The sequence below is a fragment of the Streptococcus respiraculi genome (assembly GCF_003595525.1).
GTDB lineage: Bacteria > Bacillota > Bacilli > Lactobacillales > Streptococcaceae > Streptococcus > Streptococcus respiraculi.
In genome coordinates, this window is the sequence record NZ_CP022680.1 from 1410184 (window position 1) to 1428956 (window position 18773).

The window sequence follows — 18773 nt, forward strand, 5'->3', positions numbered from 1 at the left end:
TTTGCAACGAAAGTTGCACAAAGAATTTTTAGGAGGGTTCAGAAATGAACAAAAAACTTATTGGTTTGGGTGTTGCAACTCTTGCAACTGTAGCACTTGCTGCTTGTGGTAATCGCGCAGCTAAGAACGATTCAGCATCAAGCGATGCTTCATCAGCAGTAAAAGCAGCTGTTGTTACTGACGTTGGTGGTGTCGATGACCGTTCATTTAACCAATCAGCTTGGGAAGGATTGCAAGCTTGGGGTGAAGAAAATGGTCTTAAGAAAGACGCTGGTTACACTTACTTCCAATCAGGTAGCGAATCTGATTACGTAACAAACCTTGATTCAGCTGTTTCAGGTGGTTACAACCTTGTATTTGGTATTGGTTTTGCCTTGGAAAATGCGATTGCTGAAGTAGCACCAAACAACCCTGACACAAACTATGTCATCGTAGATAGCGTTGTAAAAGATCAAAAGAACGTGGCAAGCGTTGGATTTGCTGACCATGAAGCATCTTACCTTGCAGGTGTAGCTGCTGCAAAAGCTACTAAGACTAACCATGTTGGATTCATCGGTGGTGTTGAAGGGGTTATCATTGACCGCTTTGAAGCTGGATTTGTTGCTGGTGCAAAATCTGTAAACAAAGACATTAAAATTACCGTTGATTATGCAGCTTCATTTGCAGATGCGGCGAAAGGTCAAACCCTTGCTGCTGCTCAATACGCTGCAGGTGCAGATGTCATCTTCCACGCATCAGGTGGTACCGGTAACGGTGTATTTGCTGCCGCAAAAGCAGAAAATGAAACGCGTAATGAAGCAGATAAAGTTTGGGTAATTGGTGTAGACCGTGACCAATCAGCAGAAGGTAAATATACTTCTAAAGATGGTAAAGAATCGAACTTTGTATTGGCATCAACATTGAAGCAAGTTGGTACTTCTGTAAAAGACCTTGCTAATAAAGCACTCAAAGGTGAATTCCCTGGTGGTGAAATCATCACATTCTCACTTGCTGACAAAGGGGTAGACTTGGCTGAAACAAACCTTTCAAAAGAAGCGTCAGAAGCAGTAGCTGCTGCTAAGAAAGATATCTTGGATAAGAAAGTTGAAGTTCCAGAAACACCTGAGAAAAAATAACAACAATGTGTCATCCGAAACGGCGACCTGACTCGGTCGCCGTTTTAGGACTTGAGAGGAAGAATTATTTTCTCTCAGTAAAGCTTATCATATCGTGGGTTTGATAGGTTTTGCTGACAAAAAATAATAGTCTGAAAGGATAGAAGATTATGACAAAAGATTATGTCATTGAGATGCGAAGCATCACAAAAATCTTTGGAGATTTTGTGGCCAATGATCACATCAATTTGAATGTCAGACGTGGAGAAATCCATGCCCTTTTAGGAGAAAACGGTGCCGGAAAGTCCACCTTGATGAATATGCTAGCTGGACTCTTAGAGCCAACGAGTGGAGAAATTGCTATTAACGGAAAAAGTGTAACGATTGATTCTCCTTCTAAGGCAGCCCATTTAGGGATCGGAATGGTTCACCAGCATTTCATGCTTGTGGATGCCTTCACAGTTGCTGAAAACATTATTTTAGGAAGTGAAACGACCAAGGCTGGTATAATCGATCTAAAACAAGCTATCCAAGATATTAAAGAACTATCAGCTAGATATGGTCTGGATGTTGACCCGACTGCTAAAGTTGCAGACATCTCAGTTGGTGCACAACAACGGGTGGAAATTCTCAAAACTCTCTACCGCGGTGCAGATTTGCTGATTTTTGATGAGCCAACAGCGGTACTGACTCCTGCAGAAATCACAGAACTTCTAAAAATTATGAAGACTCTGGTTCAAGAAGGAAAATCAATCATCCTCATTACGCATAAACTGGATGAGATTCGTGCGGTGGCAGATAGTGTAACGGTTATTCGCCGAGGGAAATCAATCGAAACAGTCGAAGTTGCTGGTGCAAGTAACGAAGACTTGGCAGAATGGATGGTTGGTCGTTCTGTATCTTTTAAGACAGAGAAAATTGCTGCCAATCCAAAAGAAGTGATTCTTTCAATTAAGGATTTGGAAGTCAATGAAAACCGTGGCATTCCGGCTGTTAAAGGTTTGTCGCTCGATGTGCGAGCTGGAGAAGTGGTCGGAATTGCAGGAATTGACGGAAATGGTCAAAGTGAGCTGATTCAAGCTATTACAGGACTTCGTAAGGTTAAATCTGGCCAAATTCTTATTAAGGGAGAAGACGTTGTCGGAAAAACTCCTCGTAAGATTACAGAGATGAACGTCAGCCACGTACCAGAAGATCGTCACCGTGACGGTTTGGTCTTGCAGATGACTGTTGCTGAAAATATTGCCTTACAGACTTATTACAAAGAACCCATTTCTAAAAATGGCATTTTGAACTACGATACGATTAATAAAAAAGCTCGTGAACTTATGGCAGAATTTGACGTCCGTGGTGCGAGCGAGCTCGTGCCAGCTAAGGCGCTTTCTGGAGGAAACCAGCAAAAGGCTATTATTGCTCGTGAAATCGACCGCAATCCTGATCTCTTGATTGTCAGTCAACCGACCCGTGGTCTTGATGTCGGAGCAATTGAATACATCCGTAAACGCCTCATCGCAGAGCGTGATAAAGGAAAGGCGGTACTGGTTGTCAGCTTTGAACTAGACGAGATTTTAGACGTGTCCGACCGTATCGCAGTTATTCATGACGGTGTGATTCATGGTATTGTTGACCCTGCCAAGACCAATAAACAAGAACTCGGATTCTTAATGGCTGGTGGAAAACTGAAAAAGGAGGAAGCAAATGCCTAAGAAGTTACAAAATATCACCCTCCCTTTATTAGCAGTCGTATCTGGCTTGTTACTAGGGGCGGTCATCATGTTGATTTTTGGCTATGATCCGCTCTGGGGATATGAAGAATTATTTTATTCTGCCTTTGGTTCGGTGAAATCAATCGGTGAAATCTTCCGTGCCATGGCTCCCCTTATTTTTACAGCTCTAGGATTTGCTGTAGCAAGTCGTGCAGGATTTTTCAACGTTGGTCTTTCCGGTCAAGCCCTTGTCGGCTGGGTAACTGCTGGCTGGTTTGCCTTAGAAAATCCAGATTTACCACGACCAGTCTTGATTCTTGCAACAGTTATCATTGCCATGATTGCTGGAGGGATTGCAGGGGCGATTCCAGGGATTTTACGGGCCTATCTAGGAACGAGTGAGGTTATCGTAACCATTATGATGAACTATATCTTGCTCTATTCTAGTAACTATGTCATCCGTAATGTTTTTGCAGCAGATTTGATGAAAAATAAAGACTCAAGTATCAATATTTCGGCCAATGCCTCCTATCAGACGGAGTGGCTTCGTGCGCTGACGGATAATTCGCGGATGAATATCGGAATCTTCTTTGCTGTTATTGCAGTGATTGTCATCTGGTTCTTATTGACTAAGACAACGCTTGGTTTTGAAATTCGTTCCGTTGGTCTCAACCCAACAGCTTCTGACTATGCTGGAATGTCTGCTAAGCAAACGATTATTCTTTCTATGATTATCTCAGGTGCCCTAGCGGGTCTTGGTGGAGCAGTGCAAGGTCTTGGTACCTTCCAAAATGTCTATACCCAAGGTGGGAATTTGGATATTGGATTTAACGGGATGTCTGTTGCCTTGCTAGCGTCTAATTCGCCACTGGGTATTCCATTTGCAGCCTTCTTGTTTGGTATGCTATCAATCGGAGCACCAGGTATGGTCAAAGCACAGATTCCACCAGAATTGATTAACGTTGTAACGGCCTCAATCATTTTCTTTGTCGGTGTCAAATTTATCTTTGAACAATTACTGAAACGTAAAAACAAAGCGAAAGGAGCTAACTAATATGAATCTGACAATATTAACACTGCTAATTTCGCAAATGTTGATTTATTCTGCTCCGCTGATTTTTACTAGTCTTGGAGGAGTATTCTCAGAGCGTGCAGGAATCGTCAACGTAGGACTTGAAGGAATCATGGTTATCGGTGCTTTTGCGGGGGTCGTTTTCAACCTCGAGTTTGCAAGTACTTTTGGAAAAGCAACGCCACTGTTAGCTGTTTTAGTCGGTGGAATTGCAGGATTGCTCTTCTCGATTATTCACGCGGCAGCAACAATCAATTTCCGTGCGGATCACGTCGTGTCCGGTACTGTTTTAAACCTCTTAGCGCCTGCATTTTCAGTCTTTTTGGTCAAGGTTATGTACAATAAAGGCCAGACGGATAGTATCCCGCAGTCATTCGGAAAATTCTCTTTCCCGGTGCTTGAGAAAATTCCAGTTGTCGGTGATTTATTCTTTAAAAATACAAGTCTTATGGGCTATGTAGCCATTGCAATGGCTTTCCTATCTTGGTTTATTCTCTATAAGACAAAATTTGGCTTGCGTTTGCGCTCAGTTGGTGAACACCCACAAGCGGCTGATACCTTGGGAATTAATGTATATGCCATGCGCTACGCAGGTGTCCTCATCGCAGGATTCCTCGGAGGGGTTGGGGGTGCGGTTAGTGCTCAAACGGTTAATATCAACTTCTCGGCAACGACCATTGTCGGTTCCGGCTTTATTGCCCTGGCAGCCGTTATCTTTGGTAAATGGAATCCAATCGGTGCAATGCTTGCTAGTCTCTTCTTTGGTTTGTCACAAAGTTTAGCCGTTATCGGTGGACAGCTTCCAGGTCTTTCGCACGTACCGAATGTCTATCTCCAAATTGCTCCTTACTTGTTGACAGTTGTTGCTCTAGCTGCTTTCTTTGGAAAAGCAGTCGCACCAAAAGCAGATGGTGTTAACTATATCAAATCTAAATAATAAAAAGGGAGTGAGATAGAAGTCGTGATTTCGATGAAATCGACTACCCTCACTCCTTTATTATGGCTTCAAGCCAGTTCTTCTCGCAGAGAAGAACAAGAAAACCACCAGCTAAGCTGGTGGCTAACAAGGCTTCTAGCTTTCATTTATTTTTCCTAGTATAATCTAATTGTTCAGGTTAGACAAAGGAGGAAAAATAAATGACTAAAAGTAGTTATAGTTTATCACACACCAAATGGATGTGCAAATATCATATTGTCTTCACACCGAAGTACCGAAGAAAAGCCATATACTACAAAATTAGGCAGGATTTAATCGATATTTTCCGTCATCTATGCCAATATAAAGGAGTTGAAATTATTGAAGGTCACATGATGTCAGATCATGTTCACATATTAGTTCTCATTCCTCCAAAACTTGCGATTTCTGAATTTATGGGCTATCTGAAAAGTAAAAGTGCCTTAATGATATTTGATAAACATGCGAATTTAAAATATAAGTATGGAAATCGCAAATTTTGGGCAAGAGGCTATTACGTCAGTACGGTAGGATTAAACGAGAAAACTGTTGCGAAGTATATCCGTGAGCAGGAAAAGACTGACATCGCTCTTGATAAGTTGAGTGTTAAAGAGTATGAAGATCCATTTTCAGATGGAGGTTTTAGAACAAGATAAAAGCCCGTTGTTACGGGCATTAGTCAAGTAATAGAAGCTAACCTGAACGAAGTTCAGCGAGCGTCTTTAGACGCCCCGCTGGAGGGAAACGGCTTATAGCCGGTGTACAAGCCACCCGTTTTCACGGGTGGTTATGACTTCTAGGTTTGAATTAAAACAATCTACTGAATTATTTTATTCCCAGCACCGCAAGTTGACTTGCTTTCACAGTTGAGAATTGTGAAATGTTGGGAACAGGGCTAGCGTAGAAATTCTCGCTAGCTTCTTTATATAAAAGAAATGAGCCTGGACACTTTTTAGTCAAGGCTTATTTTTTTATTACAAATAGAAAAGAGACTAAGAAAAGACTCAATTAGTAGCCTTTCTCTTAAAAATTAAGCAATATAAAATAGCTTAGAGTCAACATTTCTTGACAATGTTCATCTAAGCCATTTATTCTTTTTAAAACTTTTTATACGTAATCTTCCAGACTACATTCCTTTGGAAGTGAGTGCGACGCGCTCATCATGGTTTGTCCAAAACTCTGTAAGATTAGTTTTTAATTGAAGCTGCAATTTCTGGATTAGCAAATGCGTCATCCATAATCTCTTTTAATTGTTTAGCAGATGCCTGCATTTTTTGCAATTCAGCATCGCTCAATGGGATATTTACTGGACGAACGATACCGTGTGCACCGATAATCGCTGGTTGTCCGATAAAGACATCTTCAACACCTTCGTATTGACCTGATTGGTAAACAGAAAGTGGAAGTACCGCATTTTCATCATCAAAGATAGCTTTTGTGATACGAGCAAGTGCAGCACCGATACCGTAGTAAGTTGCACCTTTTTTGTTGATGATTGAGTAAGCCGCGTCACGAACAGATACAAACAAGTCAACGAGACCTTGCTCATCAATATCACGGTTATCTTGCAACCAACGCTCTAATTTAACCCCCGCAACGTTTGCATGTGACCATACCGCAAATTCTGAGTCACCATGCTCACCCATGATGTAGGCATGGACTGAACGTGCATCGATACCGATTTTTTCAGCCAGCGCTTGACGGAAACGAGCTGAGTCAAGAGAGGTACCTGAACCGATAACACGCTCTTTAGGGAAACCTGAGAATTTCCATGTTGAGTAAGTAAGGATATCAACAGGGTTAGCAGCAACAAGGAAGATTCCGTTGAAGCCAGAAGCAACGATTTCGCTAACGATTTGTTGGTTGATACGGAGGTTTTTCTCAATCAATTGAAGACGAGTTTCACCTGGTTTTTGTGGTAAACCTGCTGTAAGAACAACAAGATCTGCATCGTGTGCATCAGAATATTCAGCTGAGTAGATTTTTTTAGGTGAAGTGAATGCAAGAGCGTGGCTCAAATCTTCTGCATCACCTTGTGTGCGGTCTTTGTTGATATCAACGATACCTAATTCTTGACCAATTCCTTGGTTGACAAGTGCATAAGCGTATGCAGAACCTACGGCACCATCACCGACAAGGATAACTTTTTTATGTTGTTTAGTTGCAGTCATGTTCTAAACATCTCCTTAGTTTTATTTGGGGACATACGTCCCAACCATTTATCATTCTAGCACTTTTTAAGGGGTTTGTCACTTGTGAAAGGCACTTTGAAAATGTTTACATTATAGCGTCTCGACAAGAAAATTTCTTCACAATATGTTATAATATAGTAGATACTTTCTAAGAAAAGAGACAGATTTAATGCATGATAAAAATTTAGTAGATGTAAATCTGACCAGTGAAATGAAGACCAGTTTCATTGACTATGCAATGAGCGTTATCGTAGCTCGGGCTCTTCCTGATGTACGAGATGGTCTAAAACCCGTTCATCGTCGCATTTTGTATGGAATGAATGAATTGGGCATTACACCAGATAAGCCGCATAAAAAATCAGCCCGTATCACAGGGGATGTTATGGGTAAATACCACCCACATGGTGACAGTGCGATTTATGAGGCAATGGTGCGGATGGCGCAATGGTGGAGCTACCGTTACATGTTAGTAGATGGTCATGGAAACTTTGGTTCGATGGATGGAGACGGAGCAGCCGCACAGCGGTATACCGAGGCACGCATGACCAAAATTGCCCTCGAAATGCTACGCGATATCAATAAGAATACCGTTAACTTTGCTGACAACTACGATGCTAGTGAGCGTGAACCAGAGGTATTACCAGCTCGTTTCCCAAATCTCCTCGTCAATGGTACGACAGGGATTGCCGTTGGGATGGCGACTAATATCCCGCCCCACAATCTAGGTGAAACGATTGAAGCGGTGAACTTGATTATTGACAATCCAGAGGCGACGACTCGGGATATCATGGAAGTCTTGCCTGGTCCTGACTTTCCAACAGGCGCCCTTGTCATGGGAAAATCAGGTATTCACCGTGCCTATGAGACAGGAAAAGGCTCTATTGTTCTTCGTTCCAGGACAGAAATCGAAGAGTATGGCAATGGACGTGAACGCATCGTTGTAACAGAATTTCCTTACATGGTTAATAAGACCAAGGTTCATGAGCATATTGTTCGCTTGGTGCAGGAAAAGCGCATTGACGGGATTACCGCAGTTCGTGATGAATCCAACCGTGAAGGTGTCCGCTTTGTCATTGAGGTTCGACGTGATGCGTCAGCTAATGTCATTTTGAACAACCTTTTTAAGCTGACCCAACTGCAAACCAACTTTAGCTTTAATATGCTAGCCATTCAAAATGGTGTGCCAAAGATTCTCTCAGTTCGTCAAATTTTAGATGCTTATGTAGAGCACCAAAAAGAAGTGGTAACTCGCCGTACACAATTTGACAAGGAAAAAGCAGAAGCTCGCGCTCACATTTTAGAAGGGTTACTGATTGCACTTGACCATATTGATGAGGTCATCAAGGTCATCAGAAATAGTGAGACCGATGCGATTGCGCAGGCTGAGTTGATGACTCGCTTTGAACTATCAGAACGCCAAAGCCAAGCCATTCTTGATATGCGCCTTCGTCGTTTAACAGGTTTGGAACGCGACAAGATTCAGTCAGAATACGATGAATTGGTTGCCTTGATTGCAGACTTGGCAGATATTTTGGCAAAGCCAGAACGTGTCGTACAGATTATCAAGGACGAATTAGAAGAAATCAAACGTAAATACGCGGATCTTCGCCGAACAGAGCTAATGGTCGGAGAAGTGTTATCTCTAGAAGATGAGGACTTGATTGAAGAAGCAGATGTCTTAATTACTCTCTCAAATCAAGGCTACATCAAACGCCTTGCACAGGATGAATTCCATGCGCAAAAACGTGGAGGTCGTGGTGTTCAGGGAACAGGTGTCAAAGACGACGACTTCGTCCGTGAATTGGTTTCAACTAGCACCCATGATAGGCTCTTATTCTTTACCAACAAAGGGCGTGTTTACCGTCTGAAAGGGTACGAAATCCCTGAATATGGCCGCACCGCCAAAGGGCTTCCAGTTGTCAATCTCTTGAAATTGGAGGAAAATGAGTTGATTCAGACTATAATCAATGTGACCAAGGAGCAAGAAGAAGGCCACTATCTCTTCTTTACCACCCGTCAAGGGATTGTCAAAAGGACCAGCGTTGCTGAATTTGGCAATATCCGTCAGAATGGATTGAAAGCTCTCAATCTGAGAGATGATGATGAATTGATTAACGTTTTCTTGACAGATGGCCAAACAGATGTTATCATGGGGTCTAAATTCGGCTATGCCGTTCGTTTCACAGAGACAGATGTCCGCAATATGAGTCGTATCGCGACGGGTGTGCGGGGAATGAAACTCCGTGAAGGAGATTGCCTAGTCGGAGCAGCGGTCATTTCAGACGAACAAGAAGTTCTTGTGTTGACGGAAAATGGTTTCGGAAAACGCACGCCTGCGATAGAATATCCAACTAAAGGTCGTGGTGGTAAAGGAATTAAGACTGTTAAAGTCGCTGAGAAGAATGGTTACCTAGCAGGATTGACAACCATTTCAGGTGATGAAGATATCATGGTAATTACCGATACGGGTGTCATCATTCGGACAAGTGTCGCTAATATCTCCCAAACTGGTCGTGCGACCATGGGAGTTAAGGTCATGCGTCTAGATGAAGAAGCAAGTATCGTCACCTTTGCCTTGGTAGACGCTGCAGATTCTAAAGATTCAGAGGAAGAATAGATGGCAAAACGAAGCAAAGAAAGTAGAAAAAACGGAAAGCGTGTCAGTAAGCTTAAGTCTTCGCTTGGACGAACAATCTTAACAGTTGCTTTGTTGTTTATTGCATTCTTATTGATTTTTAACACCTCTATTCGCAACATGGTCATTGCCTGGAATAGCAATCGCTATCAGGTGAGCCAATTTACAGAGGAAGACTTATTAAAAAATAAGAATGCTAAATCAACATTTGATTTTGAACAAGTAAATTCTATTTCGACTGAGGCCGTCCTAAAGGCACAGTGGGAAGCTCAAGAACTTCCTGTCATTGGTGGAATTGCTATTCCTGATTTGAATGTCAATTTACCAATTTTTAAAGGTGTGTCTAATGTTTCGCTCATGTATGGCGCAGGAACGATGAAGGAAACGCAAGAAATGGGGCAGGGCAACTATGCTCTTGCCAGCCATCATATTTTGGGAATTGTTGGCGCCAGTGAAGCTCTCTTTGCACCGCTCGAAAAAGCCAAAGAAGGGATGAAGATTTACTTAACCGATAAGCAGAACGTGTACACCTACGTTGTGACAGAGGTGAAGACTGTCTCTCCAGAGAGTATTGAGATAATCAATGATACTGAGGGACAAACTGAAATTACGCTCGTGACATGTGCGGATATGGATGCGACCATGCGAACAATCGTCAAAGGAAAACTGGAAACAAGTATTCCATATAAGAAAGTTTCCAAAGATATTCTGAAGCATTTTGAAAAGAAATACAACCAAGTTCAACTATAGGAGGCTGAGCCAAAATGGCTCAACCTCTTTTTTTATTTCTAAATGATTATGCGGAAATAATGGATGATACTCTACAAAAATCAAAATCTGACTACCTTCCACAGTCCACTGGACTAATGCCAGCGGAGGATTATTGCATAATCTTTATTTCCAACCTTCAACAGTCCACTGGACTAATGTCAGCGGAGGATTATTGCATAATCTTTATTTCCAACCTTCAACAGTCCACTGGACTAATGTCAGCGGAAGATTATTGCATAATCTTTATTTTCAACCTTCAACAGTCCACTGGACTAATGTCAGCGGAGGATTATTGCATAATCTTTATTTCCAACCTTCAACAGTCCACTGGACTGTTGAAGCAAGGTGAGTTAGCGACGTTAGACTTTGATTTTTGACGAGTATGAATTATTTTTTTGCGAATAAATAGATAAGGAGGAATGGAACAGATGTATAAGATTGCATTTAAAGAGGAACGTTTATTGCCACGGGAAAGGTTATTAGAAGTAGGAGCTGAGCGACTCAGCAACCAAGAACTGCTCGCGATTTTTATTCGTACAGGTACAAAAAAACAACCTGTTTCTGCTGTCTCACATAATCTATTAGCAAAGATTGACAACCTTGCTATGCTAAAGGATTTATCCATTGCAGAATTACAGGAGTTAACAGGAATTGGTCAGGTTAAGGCGATTGAAATAAAAGCGATGATTGAGCTCGGCAGAAGAATCAATCAGTCTGAGTTGCTTATCGAGGAACAAATTGTTGGTAGCGAGTTACTTGCAAGAAAAATGATTCAAGAATTTGGTTCTAAAAAACAGGAGCATTTAGTCGCAATTTATCTAGATACCCAGAATAAAATTATCAGTCAACGCACCATTTTTATTGGCAGTGTCAATCGTAGTATCGCAGAGCCACGCGAAATTTTACACTACGCTGTTAAATGTATGGCAACCTCCATCATTATTGTTCATAATCATCCGTCAGGTTTTGTTCAACCGAGTCGCAATGATATCGCATTTACAGAGGCACTAAAAAAGTCCTGCGATATGCTAGGACTCATATTGTTAGATCATTTAATTGTCGGAAAGTCAAGCTACTATAGCTTACGCGAGGAAAATCAGCTTGACTAATATTCTTGTACGAAGTATCTGAACAATTTTTGCGATTTTGGGCAAGTTTGGTAGAGCATTTCAGGATGCCATTGAACACCGAGAAAAGAGACGTTTTCCGTCATGAGAACAGCCTCTATGATTCCATCAGCCGCCTGACCGATGACTTGTAAACTAGGTGCGACTTGATCCAAGGCTTGTCTGTGGAAGGAATTGACTTGCGCTTGCTCTCCATAAATCCTAGCCAGTGCTGTCTCAGCTACTAGTTGGATGGTCTGAGAAGGAGTATTAGCAGCAATCGTCTGCCAATGATTGGGAATGGCTTGGTGCAAGGTTCCCCCCATAGCAACATTGAAGAGCTGCATTCCACGACAGATGCCTAAAATCGGTTTTTGCTGCGCTATCGCTTCTCGAATAAGAGCAAGATCAAAGGCGTCGCGTTTGGCGTGGTAATTATCACTATCAATCGTCTTTTCTTGTCCATAATAGTAGGGTAGGACATTCTGCCCACCAGTCAAGATGAGCTTATCAATCATGCTGATGTATATTTTTGCAGTATCAGGAGATACGATAGGTAGGATTAGCGGAACGCCACCAGCATCTTCAACGGCCTGTACAAAACTAGTAGCAGCATATGCTAAAAGTGGCTCTGTATCATCGCTAGCATTGTTAAACTCATTGCCCGAAATGCCGATAATGGGTTTCATAGGTTAACCCTTTCTCATGAAGTAAAGGAGGGTCTGTAATTCGCTTGTCAAATCTACATATTGAACGACAACATCTTTAGGAACAGACAGATTGACAGGAGAGAAGCTCAAAATTCCTTTGACACCCGCTTTTACAAGAACGTTGGCAACTTCCTGCGCCTTGCTACTTGGCACTGTCAAAATAGCAGTTTGAGCATTGGCTTCTTTGATTTTTTCTTCAATTTCAGAGATAGCGTAAATGGGTACATTTTCATCAATTGTACCGACTGCTGGATGCCCATCTGCTTCAAAAGCCATGACGATTTTCATTTTATTGCGTTCATGGAAACGGTAATGAAGGAGAGCACGTCCCATATTTCCGACCCCGATTAGCATGACGTTTGTAATCGAATTGTCGTTTAGGATATCTGCAAAGAAATCCATTAATTTTTTGACATCATAACCAAATCCACGCCGACCGAGTTCACCAAAGTAGGAGAAGTCACGGCGAACAGTAGCAGAATCAATACCGATAGCTTCAGCAATTTCTTTTGAACTAGCCTTTTCAATATTTCCAGCATGGAATCGTTTGAAGATGCGATAGTAGATTGATAAACGTTTGGCAGTAGCACGAGGGATAGCAGATTTTTTTTCGTTCTTCACAATCTTTTACTCCTTTAGGTTATTTATTCTATTTTAGTAAAAGTTTGTGAAAAAAGCAACAGATTACCCCTGGAAATAAAAGAAAAAAACAAGAAAATTTCTTGTTTTTCTACTCGTTTACAGAATTGATGGCTTGTAAATACCGATACAAGTCGCCGATTAATCCTTGATAGCCTAAGTCTTTACCATCTTGAGTTAAGGAGAGTACCTTGAGGTGATCCGGAATGGTCACGCAACCCGAGAAGGCAAGCAGTAGAGCATCAAAATTCTCAAAAGTTTGTGAGCGAATTTGTTGGTAAGAATCTTGATAACGTAATTCAATCATGATTTTTGGCTTTCTTTTGTGAAAATATCGCGGTCAACTAAACTATCCATGAGGAAATAAAATTTCTCTTGAATAACCGCATTTCCGCCGGCCTTAAAAATATCTACCAAGTGTAAACCTGACTTATCTGTTATGTTGATTTTAAAACCAGTCAAGTCTTTATTGATAATAATTTTGAGGAGGAATCCTTGGTTGGAATTTGGAATTTCTTCCAACATGCGGGTCAATTGATAGTTACCGACATGAGTTTGTTCAAACGTGTTGTCGCGCAAAGTGTATTTTTTAATTGCTGGACTGATAGAGTAGGTATAGTCACAATTTTTTAGCGTTACAGATGTTGCAAAAGCCATTAGTGAGTGCCTCCGATGATTTGATGTAATTGTTGTACGAGGAAGTCAAGTTCCTCCTTGGTATTTTCAGGTGAAAAGCTAATCCGAATGGATTCTTTTAGTCGATGCGAATCTTGACCATATAGGGCTTCAAGGACATGACTATTTTGAATGACACCTGCTGTACAAGCAGAACCGCTTGAAACAGCAATTCCTGCGAGGTCTAGTCGCATGAGAAGCTGTTCGTTGAGCTGATTAGGAAAGCCAATATTAACCACATAAGGCAAACTAGGATCTGTTTCATTGAGATAGTGGTCAATGGGTTTCAAGTTCTCTAATAAATAGTTCTTTAAATCAGTCACGGTCTGGAAATGCTGATCTAGTTGTGTAGTCTGTTCTTTTAAAGCGCTTGCCATAGCAGCAATTCCTGCAAGATTTTCTGTCCCTGCTCGGTGTTGGTCTTCTTGCCGTCCTCCGTGGATGAGTGAATCAAAGTTGGGAATCCGGCTGTAGAGGAAACCGACACCTTTTGGACCATGAAACTTGTGAGCAGCAGCAGAGAGGAAATCAATGTGTAGTTCTTCAGGTGAGATAGGTACTTTTCCAATCGCTTGGACAGCATCCACATGAAAAACAGCCTGGTGATTTGTGATAATTTCTCCAATTTCTCGAATAGGAAGTAGCAGTCCAGTTTCATTATTAGCATACATGACACTGACCAAAATGGTGTCTGGACGCAAGGCTTCCTTAATCTGCTGAGCAGAAATCACTTGATTGACAGGCTCAATATAAGTCACTTCAAACCCGAATCGTTCTGTTAAATACTCCATTGTATGGAGAACAGCGTGATGTTCAATAGCAGTTGTTATCAAGTGTTTGCCCTTATGTTGATGAGCAAGAGCATAGCCCTGAATGGCTAGGGTATCTGCCTCTGATCCGCCTGAAGTAAAGATAATCGATTCTGGCCTAGTTGCAAGAATCTGAGCAATGTCTGTCCTAGCTTGGCGTAAAATAGCATTTGCCTTTCTGCCTGCCCAGTGAATACTAGAGGGATTGCCATAGTATTCTTTTGAAATATCCATAAAGGTTTGAAGGGCAGCATCAGACAGTGATGTGGTTGCTGCATGGTCTAAATAAATCAAAGAAAACTCCTAGTTATCTTTATTGGGATTGGTAAAGTTAAAGAGTGGGCTGACTGGGCGACGTTCGTGAATACGGATGATTGCGTCAGCAATCAAGCCACTAGCGGTGATAAAAGCAATATTTTTTGGTAATTGTTCTTTGCTGGCTACGGAGTCTGTCACAAGAACTTCCTTAATCGGTGCCTGATCTAAGAGTTCAGCGGCCGTTCCTGCAAAGAGTCCATGACTTGCAACCGCATAAATTTCGGTTGCCCCACCTTCTTGGACGATACGAGCTGCTTCTGAGAATGTACGACCAGTATTTAAAATATCATCAATTAAAATAGCAGTTTTGCCAGCGACATCCCCGATAATATAGCCTTCTGAACGATCCGCATCATCTTGAGCGTAATCGATAATAGCAATCGGAGAATTGAGATATTCTGCTAGACTACGCGCACGTTTGATACCAGAATTTTTAGGGCTGACGATGACGACATCTTCACCGCACAAGCCTTTTTCCATATAATGCTCAGCAAACAATGGCACCGTAAAGAGGTTATCAACTGGAATGTCAAAGAAACCTTGTACCTGAACAGCATGCAAATCAAGTGAAAGTACACGATCAACACCTGCTTTGACGAGCATATTGGCAACGAGTTTTGCAGTAATTGGTTCGCGAGGAGCAGCTGTACGGTCCTGACGAGCATAGCCAAAATAAGGCATCACAACTGTGACAGAATGTGCACTGGCACGTTTACATGCGTCCACCATAATCAACAACTCCCAAAGGTGATTGTTGACAGGATAGCTAGTTGATTGGATGATGTAGACATCAACTCCACGTACACTTTCTTCAATGTTGACTTGGATTTCTCCGTCGGAGAATTGGCGAGTTGTCATTTTCCCAAGTGGAATTCCGGAGGCTTCGGCAATTTTTTCAGCAATTGCACGGTTGGAATTCAAAGAAAACAGTTTAATTTGTTTATCACCATAAGGTTGAACCATGATCAGAAATACTCCTTTTATTCGATAGTTCTATTTTATCAGAAAATCTAAAAATTTTCAGTAATGAAATGGATTTCTTGAATTTTATAAGGTTAGGATGTTCTGTTTATAGTAGCAGCGGTTCGGGCAACCTTGCTGCTGGCATATTTAAAGGAAATGTGGTGCTGTTTCAGATAGTCTTCAAAGTCTCGTTTCCCTTGTTCGGCATCTTGGACCTCGACTTCTAGCTCATAGTCTTTCTGGTCTTGATAGCTGTTTTCATCGAGAGCCATCAGACCGACTGTTGTCTCTTTTTCATAGCGTTTTGTGGTCAACTGTCCCCAAACAGTCAAGGCTTCAAGGGCTGTTTTGGTCTGTCGAATCAGTCTTAAAATATCGCCCTCTGGCAGCTCTACCTTTTGGAGAATGATTTGTGCTTGCTCCAACGTCAAGTCTTGATTGTATTCTTGATTGCCGATGTCCTGTGGGATTTTTAAGGTCAACTCCGCTCGGTCTTCTAAGGTGCGGATACGTAAGGAGTGACGGTGTTTTCTTAGGCTAAAATCTGGCGTATCAATGTAATAATTGGTCTGGATAACTGGCGTTACATCGGAAAAATCTGCTAACAGACGTTCAAATTCTGTCTTAGTCAGCAAAGTCTTGTATTCAATTTCTAAATGATTTTTTTTCATAGGATAAAACCTTTTCGTATGGTATAATAGTTCTTGTGTTATTCTATTACAAAAACAAGTATTTGACAAGAAAGGAGCAACCATGGAAATGAATTGGGAAGAGTTCCTAGACCCCTATATTCAAGCGGTTGGGGAATTAAAAATCAAACTGCGTGGCGTCCGTAAACAATATCGAAAAGCAAATAGGCATTCGCCGATTGAGTTTGTGACAGGCCGTGTTAAACCGATTGAATCGATTAAGGAAAAAATGGCGCTGCGGCATATTCAACTAGAAAATCTAGCTCAGGATATGCAGGATATAGCAGGAGTTCGGGTCATGGTGCAATTTGTCGATGACGTGGAAGAAGTACTTGAAATCCTTAGAAAACGAAAAGATATGCAGATTGTTCATGAACGGGATTATATCAATAATATGAAATCGTCAGGCTATCGTTCCTACCACGTGGTGATTGAGTATCCAGTTGATACGATAAATGGAAATGAAACGGTACTGGCTGAGATTCAAATTCGCACCTTGTCCATGAATTTTTGGGCAACGATTGAACATTCCTTAAATTACAAATATAAGGGGAATTTTCCAGAAGAAATTAGGCAACGCTTGGAAATTACAGCCAAGATTGCTTATCAATTAGATGAGGAGATGCGCAAAATCCGAGACGATATTCAAGAAGCTCAGGCTTTGTTTGACCCAGCTCACCGCAAGTTGAATGACGGAGTAGGAAATAGCGACGATACAGATGAAGAATACAGATAGAAAAAGAATCGCTCTGCTCAGCAGTAAAAATCCCAAAAGTCAAGCTGTTATGAATGAACTTTGGACCAAATTGAGAGATGCCCAGTTTATTTTGACACCGAAAAATCCAGATATTGTGATTTCAATCGGCGGTGACGGTATGCTCTTATCCGCCTTCCATAAGTATGAAGCCATTATGGATCGGGTGCGATTTGTCGGCATCCACACGGGGCATCTTGGTTTTTATACGGATTACCGTGACTTTGAAGTGGATAAATTGATTGAGAATTTAAAATTAGACTCAGGGGCGCGAGTGTCCTATCCGATTTTACATGTCAGAGTCAAGCTGATGAACGGACGTGAGATTGTTATGCGAGCCTTGAACGAAGCTACAATCAAACGCTTATCAAAAACAATGGTGGCAGATATCTTTATCAACGATGTGCCTTTTGAGCGCTTCCGCGGTGATGGTATTTCAGTATCCACTCCGACAGGCTCAACAGCCTATAATAAATCTCTAGGGGGGGCTGTTTTGCATCCGACTATTGAAGCCTTGCAGATTGCAGAAGTGGCTAGCTTGAACAACCGGGTCTATCGTACATTGGGATCTTCGATTGTAGTTCCTAAAAAGGACAAAATCGTCATTGAACCAAAACACGATGACAGGTACTCTATTTCGATCGATAATCGGACTTTTGTTTATGATAATATTGAGCAGATTGAGTATCAGATTGACAATAGCAAGATTCATTTTCTAGCGACACCTAGTCATACCAGTTTCTGGAATCGAGTTAAGGATGCCTTCATCGGTGAGGTGGAGTAATGCGCTTTGAGTTTATTGTGGATCAGCATGTTAAAATCAAGACCTTTTTAAAAAAACATGATATTTCTAAGGGCTTACTGGCAAAGATTAAGTATGAAGGTGGTGCCATTATTGTCAACGGACAGCCGCAGAATGCGACTTACCTACTGAATATTGGTGATCATCTGAGAATTGATATTCCAAGTGAGGAAGATTTGACAGGAAGATTAGAGCCGATTTCTCATCCCTTGGATATTGTCTATGAAGATGACCATTTCATGCTTATCAATAAGCCTGCAGGTTTTGCCTCGATTCCTAGCGTCCTGCATTCGTCAACGATTGCAAATTTTGTCAAAGGGTATTACATAGAGCAGGGCTATGAAAATAAGCAAGTTCACATTGTAACCCGTCTCGATCGTGATACGTCTGGTCTCATGCTCTTTGCTAAACACGGATATGCCCATGCAAGACTAGATAAGCAGTTGCAGCAAAAGCTGATTCACAAACGCTATTTTGCTCTCGTATATGGTACAGGTAAGTTAGAGAAAAGCGGCGATATTATCGCCCCGATTGGGCGACCAGAAGATAGTATTATCACGCGTTGTGTGACTTCGACAGGAAAATATGCCCACACTTCTTATGAAATTGTCCAGTCTTGGGGCAATGTCCATCTGGTAGATATTCGTCTTCATACGGGCAGAACGCATCAAATTCGGGTGCATTTTTCTCATATCGGTTTTCCCTTATTGGGAGACGATATGTATGGTGGCAGTATGGAGCATGGGATTGAAAGACAAGCTCTGCATTGTCATCGGATTGGATTTTTTAATCCATTTACAGAGAAAGAGTTAATTTGTGAAAGCGATTTGACAAATGACTTTAAAAGCGTTATCATGAATTTGCAAAATAAATTTTAGAAAGA

19 protein-coding genes are annotated in these 18773 nt (G+C 41.6%); 11 read left to right on the forward strand and 8 right to left on the reverse strand.

Annotated elements, in window-relative coordinates:
• The first annotated feature begins 44 nt into the window (after positions 1–44).
• The 5 genes from CHF41_RS06870 to tnpA all read left to right on the forward strand — a co-directional run bounded on the left by CHF41_RS06870 (position 45) and on the right by tnpA (position 5483).
• A complete protein-coding gene (locus CHF41_RS06870) occupies positions 45–1115 on the forward strand; it encodes a BMP family lipoprotein (protein WP_119876582.1) in 1071 nt (356 codons plus the stop codon).
• A gap of 149 nt (positions 1116–1264) precedes the next feature.
• Positions 1265–2800 (forward strand): ABC transporter ATP-binding protein, encoded by a 1536-nt coding sequence (locus CHF41_RS06875; protein WP_119876583.1) that lies wholly within the window; start codon positions 1265–1267, stop codon positions 2798–2800.
• On the forward strand, positions 2793–3854 hold the full coding sequence (locus CHF41_RS06880; RefSeq protein ID WP_119876584.1) for an ABC transporter permease: 1062 nt from the start codon (positions 2793–2795) through the stop codon (positions 3852–3854). The genes CHF41_RS06875 and CHF41_RS06880 overlap by 8 nt, the downstream gene beginning before the upstream one ends.
• Position 3855: 1 nt before the next feature.
• Positions 3856–4809, forward strand: a complete 954-nt coding sequence (locus tag CHF41_RS06885) for an ABC transporter permease (protein WP_119876585.1) — start codon at positions 3856–3858, stop codon at positions 4807–4809.
• A gap of 200 nt (positions 4810–5009) precedes the next feature.
• Entirely contained in the window at positions 5010–5483 is a 474-nt protein-coding gene (tnpA, locus tag CHF41_RS06890) for an IS200/IS605 family transposase (RefSeq protein WP_119876586.1), read from the forward strand.
• Between the two features lie 531 nt (positions 5484–6014).
• Here the strand turns inward: tnpA and CHF41_RS06895 are convergent.
• Positions 6015–6998: an L-lactate dehydrogenase gene (locus tag CHF41_RS06895; RefSeq protein ID WP_119876587.1), complete on the reverse strand. Its 984-nt coding sequence runs from the start codon at positions 6996–6998 to the stop codon at positions 6015–6017.
• Between the two features lie 190 nt (positions 6999–7188).
• Between CHF41_RS06895 and gyrA the strand changes: the two genes are divergently transcribed.
• From gyrA to radC, 3 genes are all read left to right on the forward strand, one after another.
• Positions 7189–9636, forward strand: coding sequence for a DNA gyrase subunit A (gene gyrA / locus CHF41_RS06900; RefSeq protein ID WP_119876588.1), 2448 nt, complete (start codon positions 7189–7191; stop codon positions 9634–9636).
• Entirely contained in the window at positions 9637–10404 is a 768-nt protein-coding gene (locus tag CHF41_RS06905; protein WP_119876589.1) for a class A sortase, read from the forward strand.
• 449 nt (positions 10405–10853) lie between these two features.
• Positions 10854–11534: a RadC family protein gene (gene radC / locus CHF41_RS06915; RefSeq protein WP_119877161.1), complete on the forward strand. Its 681-nt coding sequence runs from the start codon at positions 10854–10856 to the stop codon at positions 11532–11534.
• Here radC and CHF41_RS06920 read toward each other — a convergent pair.
• The 7 genes from CHF41_RS06920 to CHF41_RS06950 form a co-directional block, all read right to left on the reverse strand.
• Positions 11531–12220: a gamma-glutamyl-gamma-aminobutyrate hydrolase family protein gene (locus CHF41_RS06920; RefSeq protein WP_119876591.1), complete on the reverse strand. Its 690-nt coding sequence runs from the start codon at positions 12218–12220 to the stop codon at positions 11531–11533. The genes radC and CHF41_RS06920 overlap by 4 nt on opposite strands.
• 3 nt (positions 12221–12223) lie before the next feature.
• Entirely contained in the window at positions 12224–12862 is a 639-nt protein-coding gene (locus tag CHF41_RS06925; RefSeq protein ID WP_119876592.1) for a redox-sensing transcriptional repressor Rex, read from the reverse strand.
• Between the two features lie 109 nt (positions 12863–12971).
• A complete protein-coding gene (locus CHF41_RS06930; protein WP_119876593.1) occupies positions 12972–13187 on the reverse strand; it encodes a DUF4649 family protein in 216 nt (71 codons plus the stop codon).
• Positions 13184–13537: a DUF1831 domain-containing protein gene (locus tag CHF41_RS06935; RefSeq protein ID WP_119876594.1), complete on the reverse strand. Its 354-nt coding sequence runs from the start codon at positions 13535–13537 to the stop codon at positions 13184–13186. Before CHF41_RS06935 ends, CHF41_RS06930 begins: the two co-directional genes overlap by 4 nt.
• Complete coding sequence (locus tag CHF41_RS06940) at positions 13537–14658, reverse strand: cysteine desulfurase family protein (RefSeq protein ID WP_119876595.1); 1122 nt, start codon at positions 14656–14658, stop codon at positions 13537–13539. Before CHF41_RS06940 ends, CHF41_RS06935 begins: the two co-directional genes overlap by 1 nt.
• A gap of 9 nt (positions 14659–14667) precedes the next feature.
• Positions 14668–15645, reverse strand: coding sequence for a ribose-phosphate diphosphokinase (locus CHF41_RS06945; RefSeq protein WP_119876596.1), 978 nt, complete (start codon positions 15643–15645; stop codon positions 14668–14670).
• Between the two features lie 92 nt (positions 15646–15737).
• The gene (locus tag CHF41_RS06950) at positions 15738–16316 is read right to left on the reverse strand and encodes a CYTH domain-containing protein (protein WP_119876597.1); all 579 of its coding nucleotides are present in this window, start codon (positions 16314–16316) and stop codon (positions 15738–15740) included.
• Positions 16317–16398: 82 nt separating this feature from the next.
• Here CHF41_RS06950 and yjbM point away from each other — a divergent pair, with 82 nt between their 5' ends.
• Genes yjbM through CHF41_RS06965 form a run of 3 tightly spaced genes read left to right on the forward strand, consistent with a single transcriptional unit; the run spans position 16399 to position 18768 of the window.
• Positions 16399–17070, forward strand: a complete 672-nt coding sequence (gene yjbM / locus CHF41_RS06955) for a GTP diphosphokinase (RefSeq protein ID WP_119876598.1) — start codon at positions 16399–16401, stop codon at positions 17068–17070.
• The gene (locus tag CHF41_RS06960; RefSeq protein WP_119876599.1) at positions 17054–17872 is read left to right on the forward strand and encodes an NAD kinase; all 819 of its coding nucleotides are present in this window, start codon (positions 17054–17056) and stop codon (positions 17870–17872) included. Before yjbM ends, CHF41_RS06960 begins: the two co-directional genes overlap by 17 nt.
• Positions 17872–18768: an RluA family pseudouridine synthase gene (locus tag CHF41_RS06965; RefSeq protein WP_119876600.1), complete on the forward strand. Its 897-nt coding sequence runs from the start codon at positions 17872–17874 to the stop codon at positions 18766–18768. The genes CHF41_RS06960 and CHF41_RS06965 overlap by 1 nt, the downstream gene beginning before the upstream one ends.
• Positions 18769–18773: the final 5 nt, after the last annotated feature.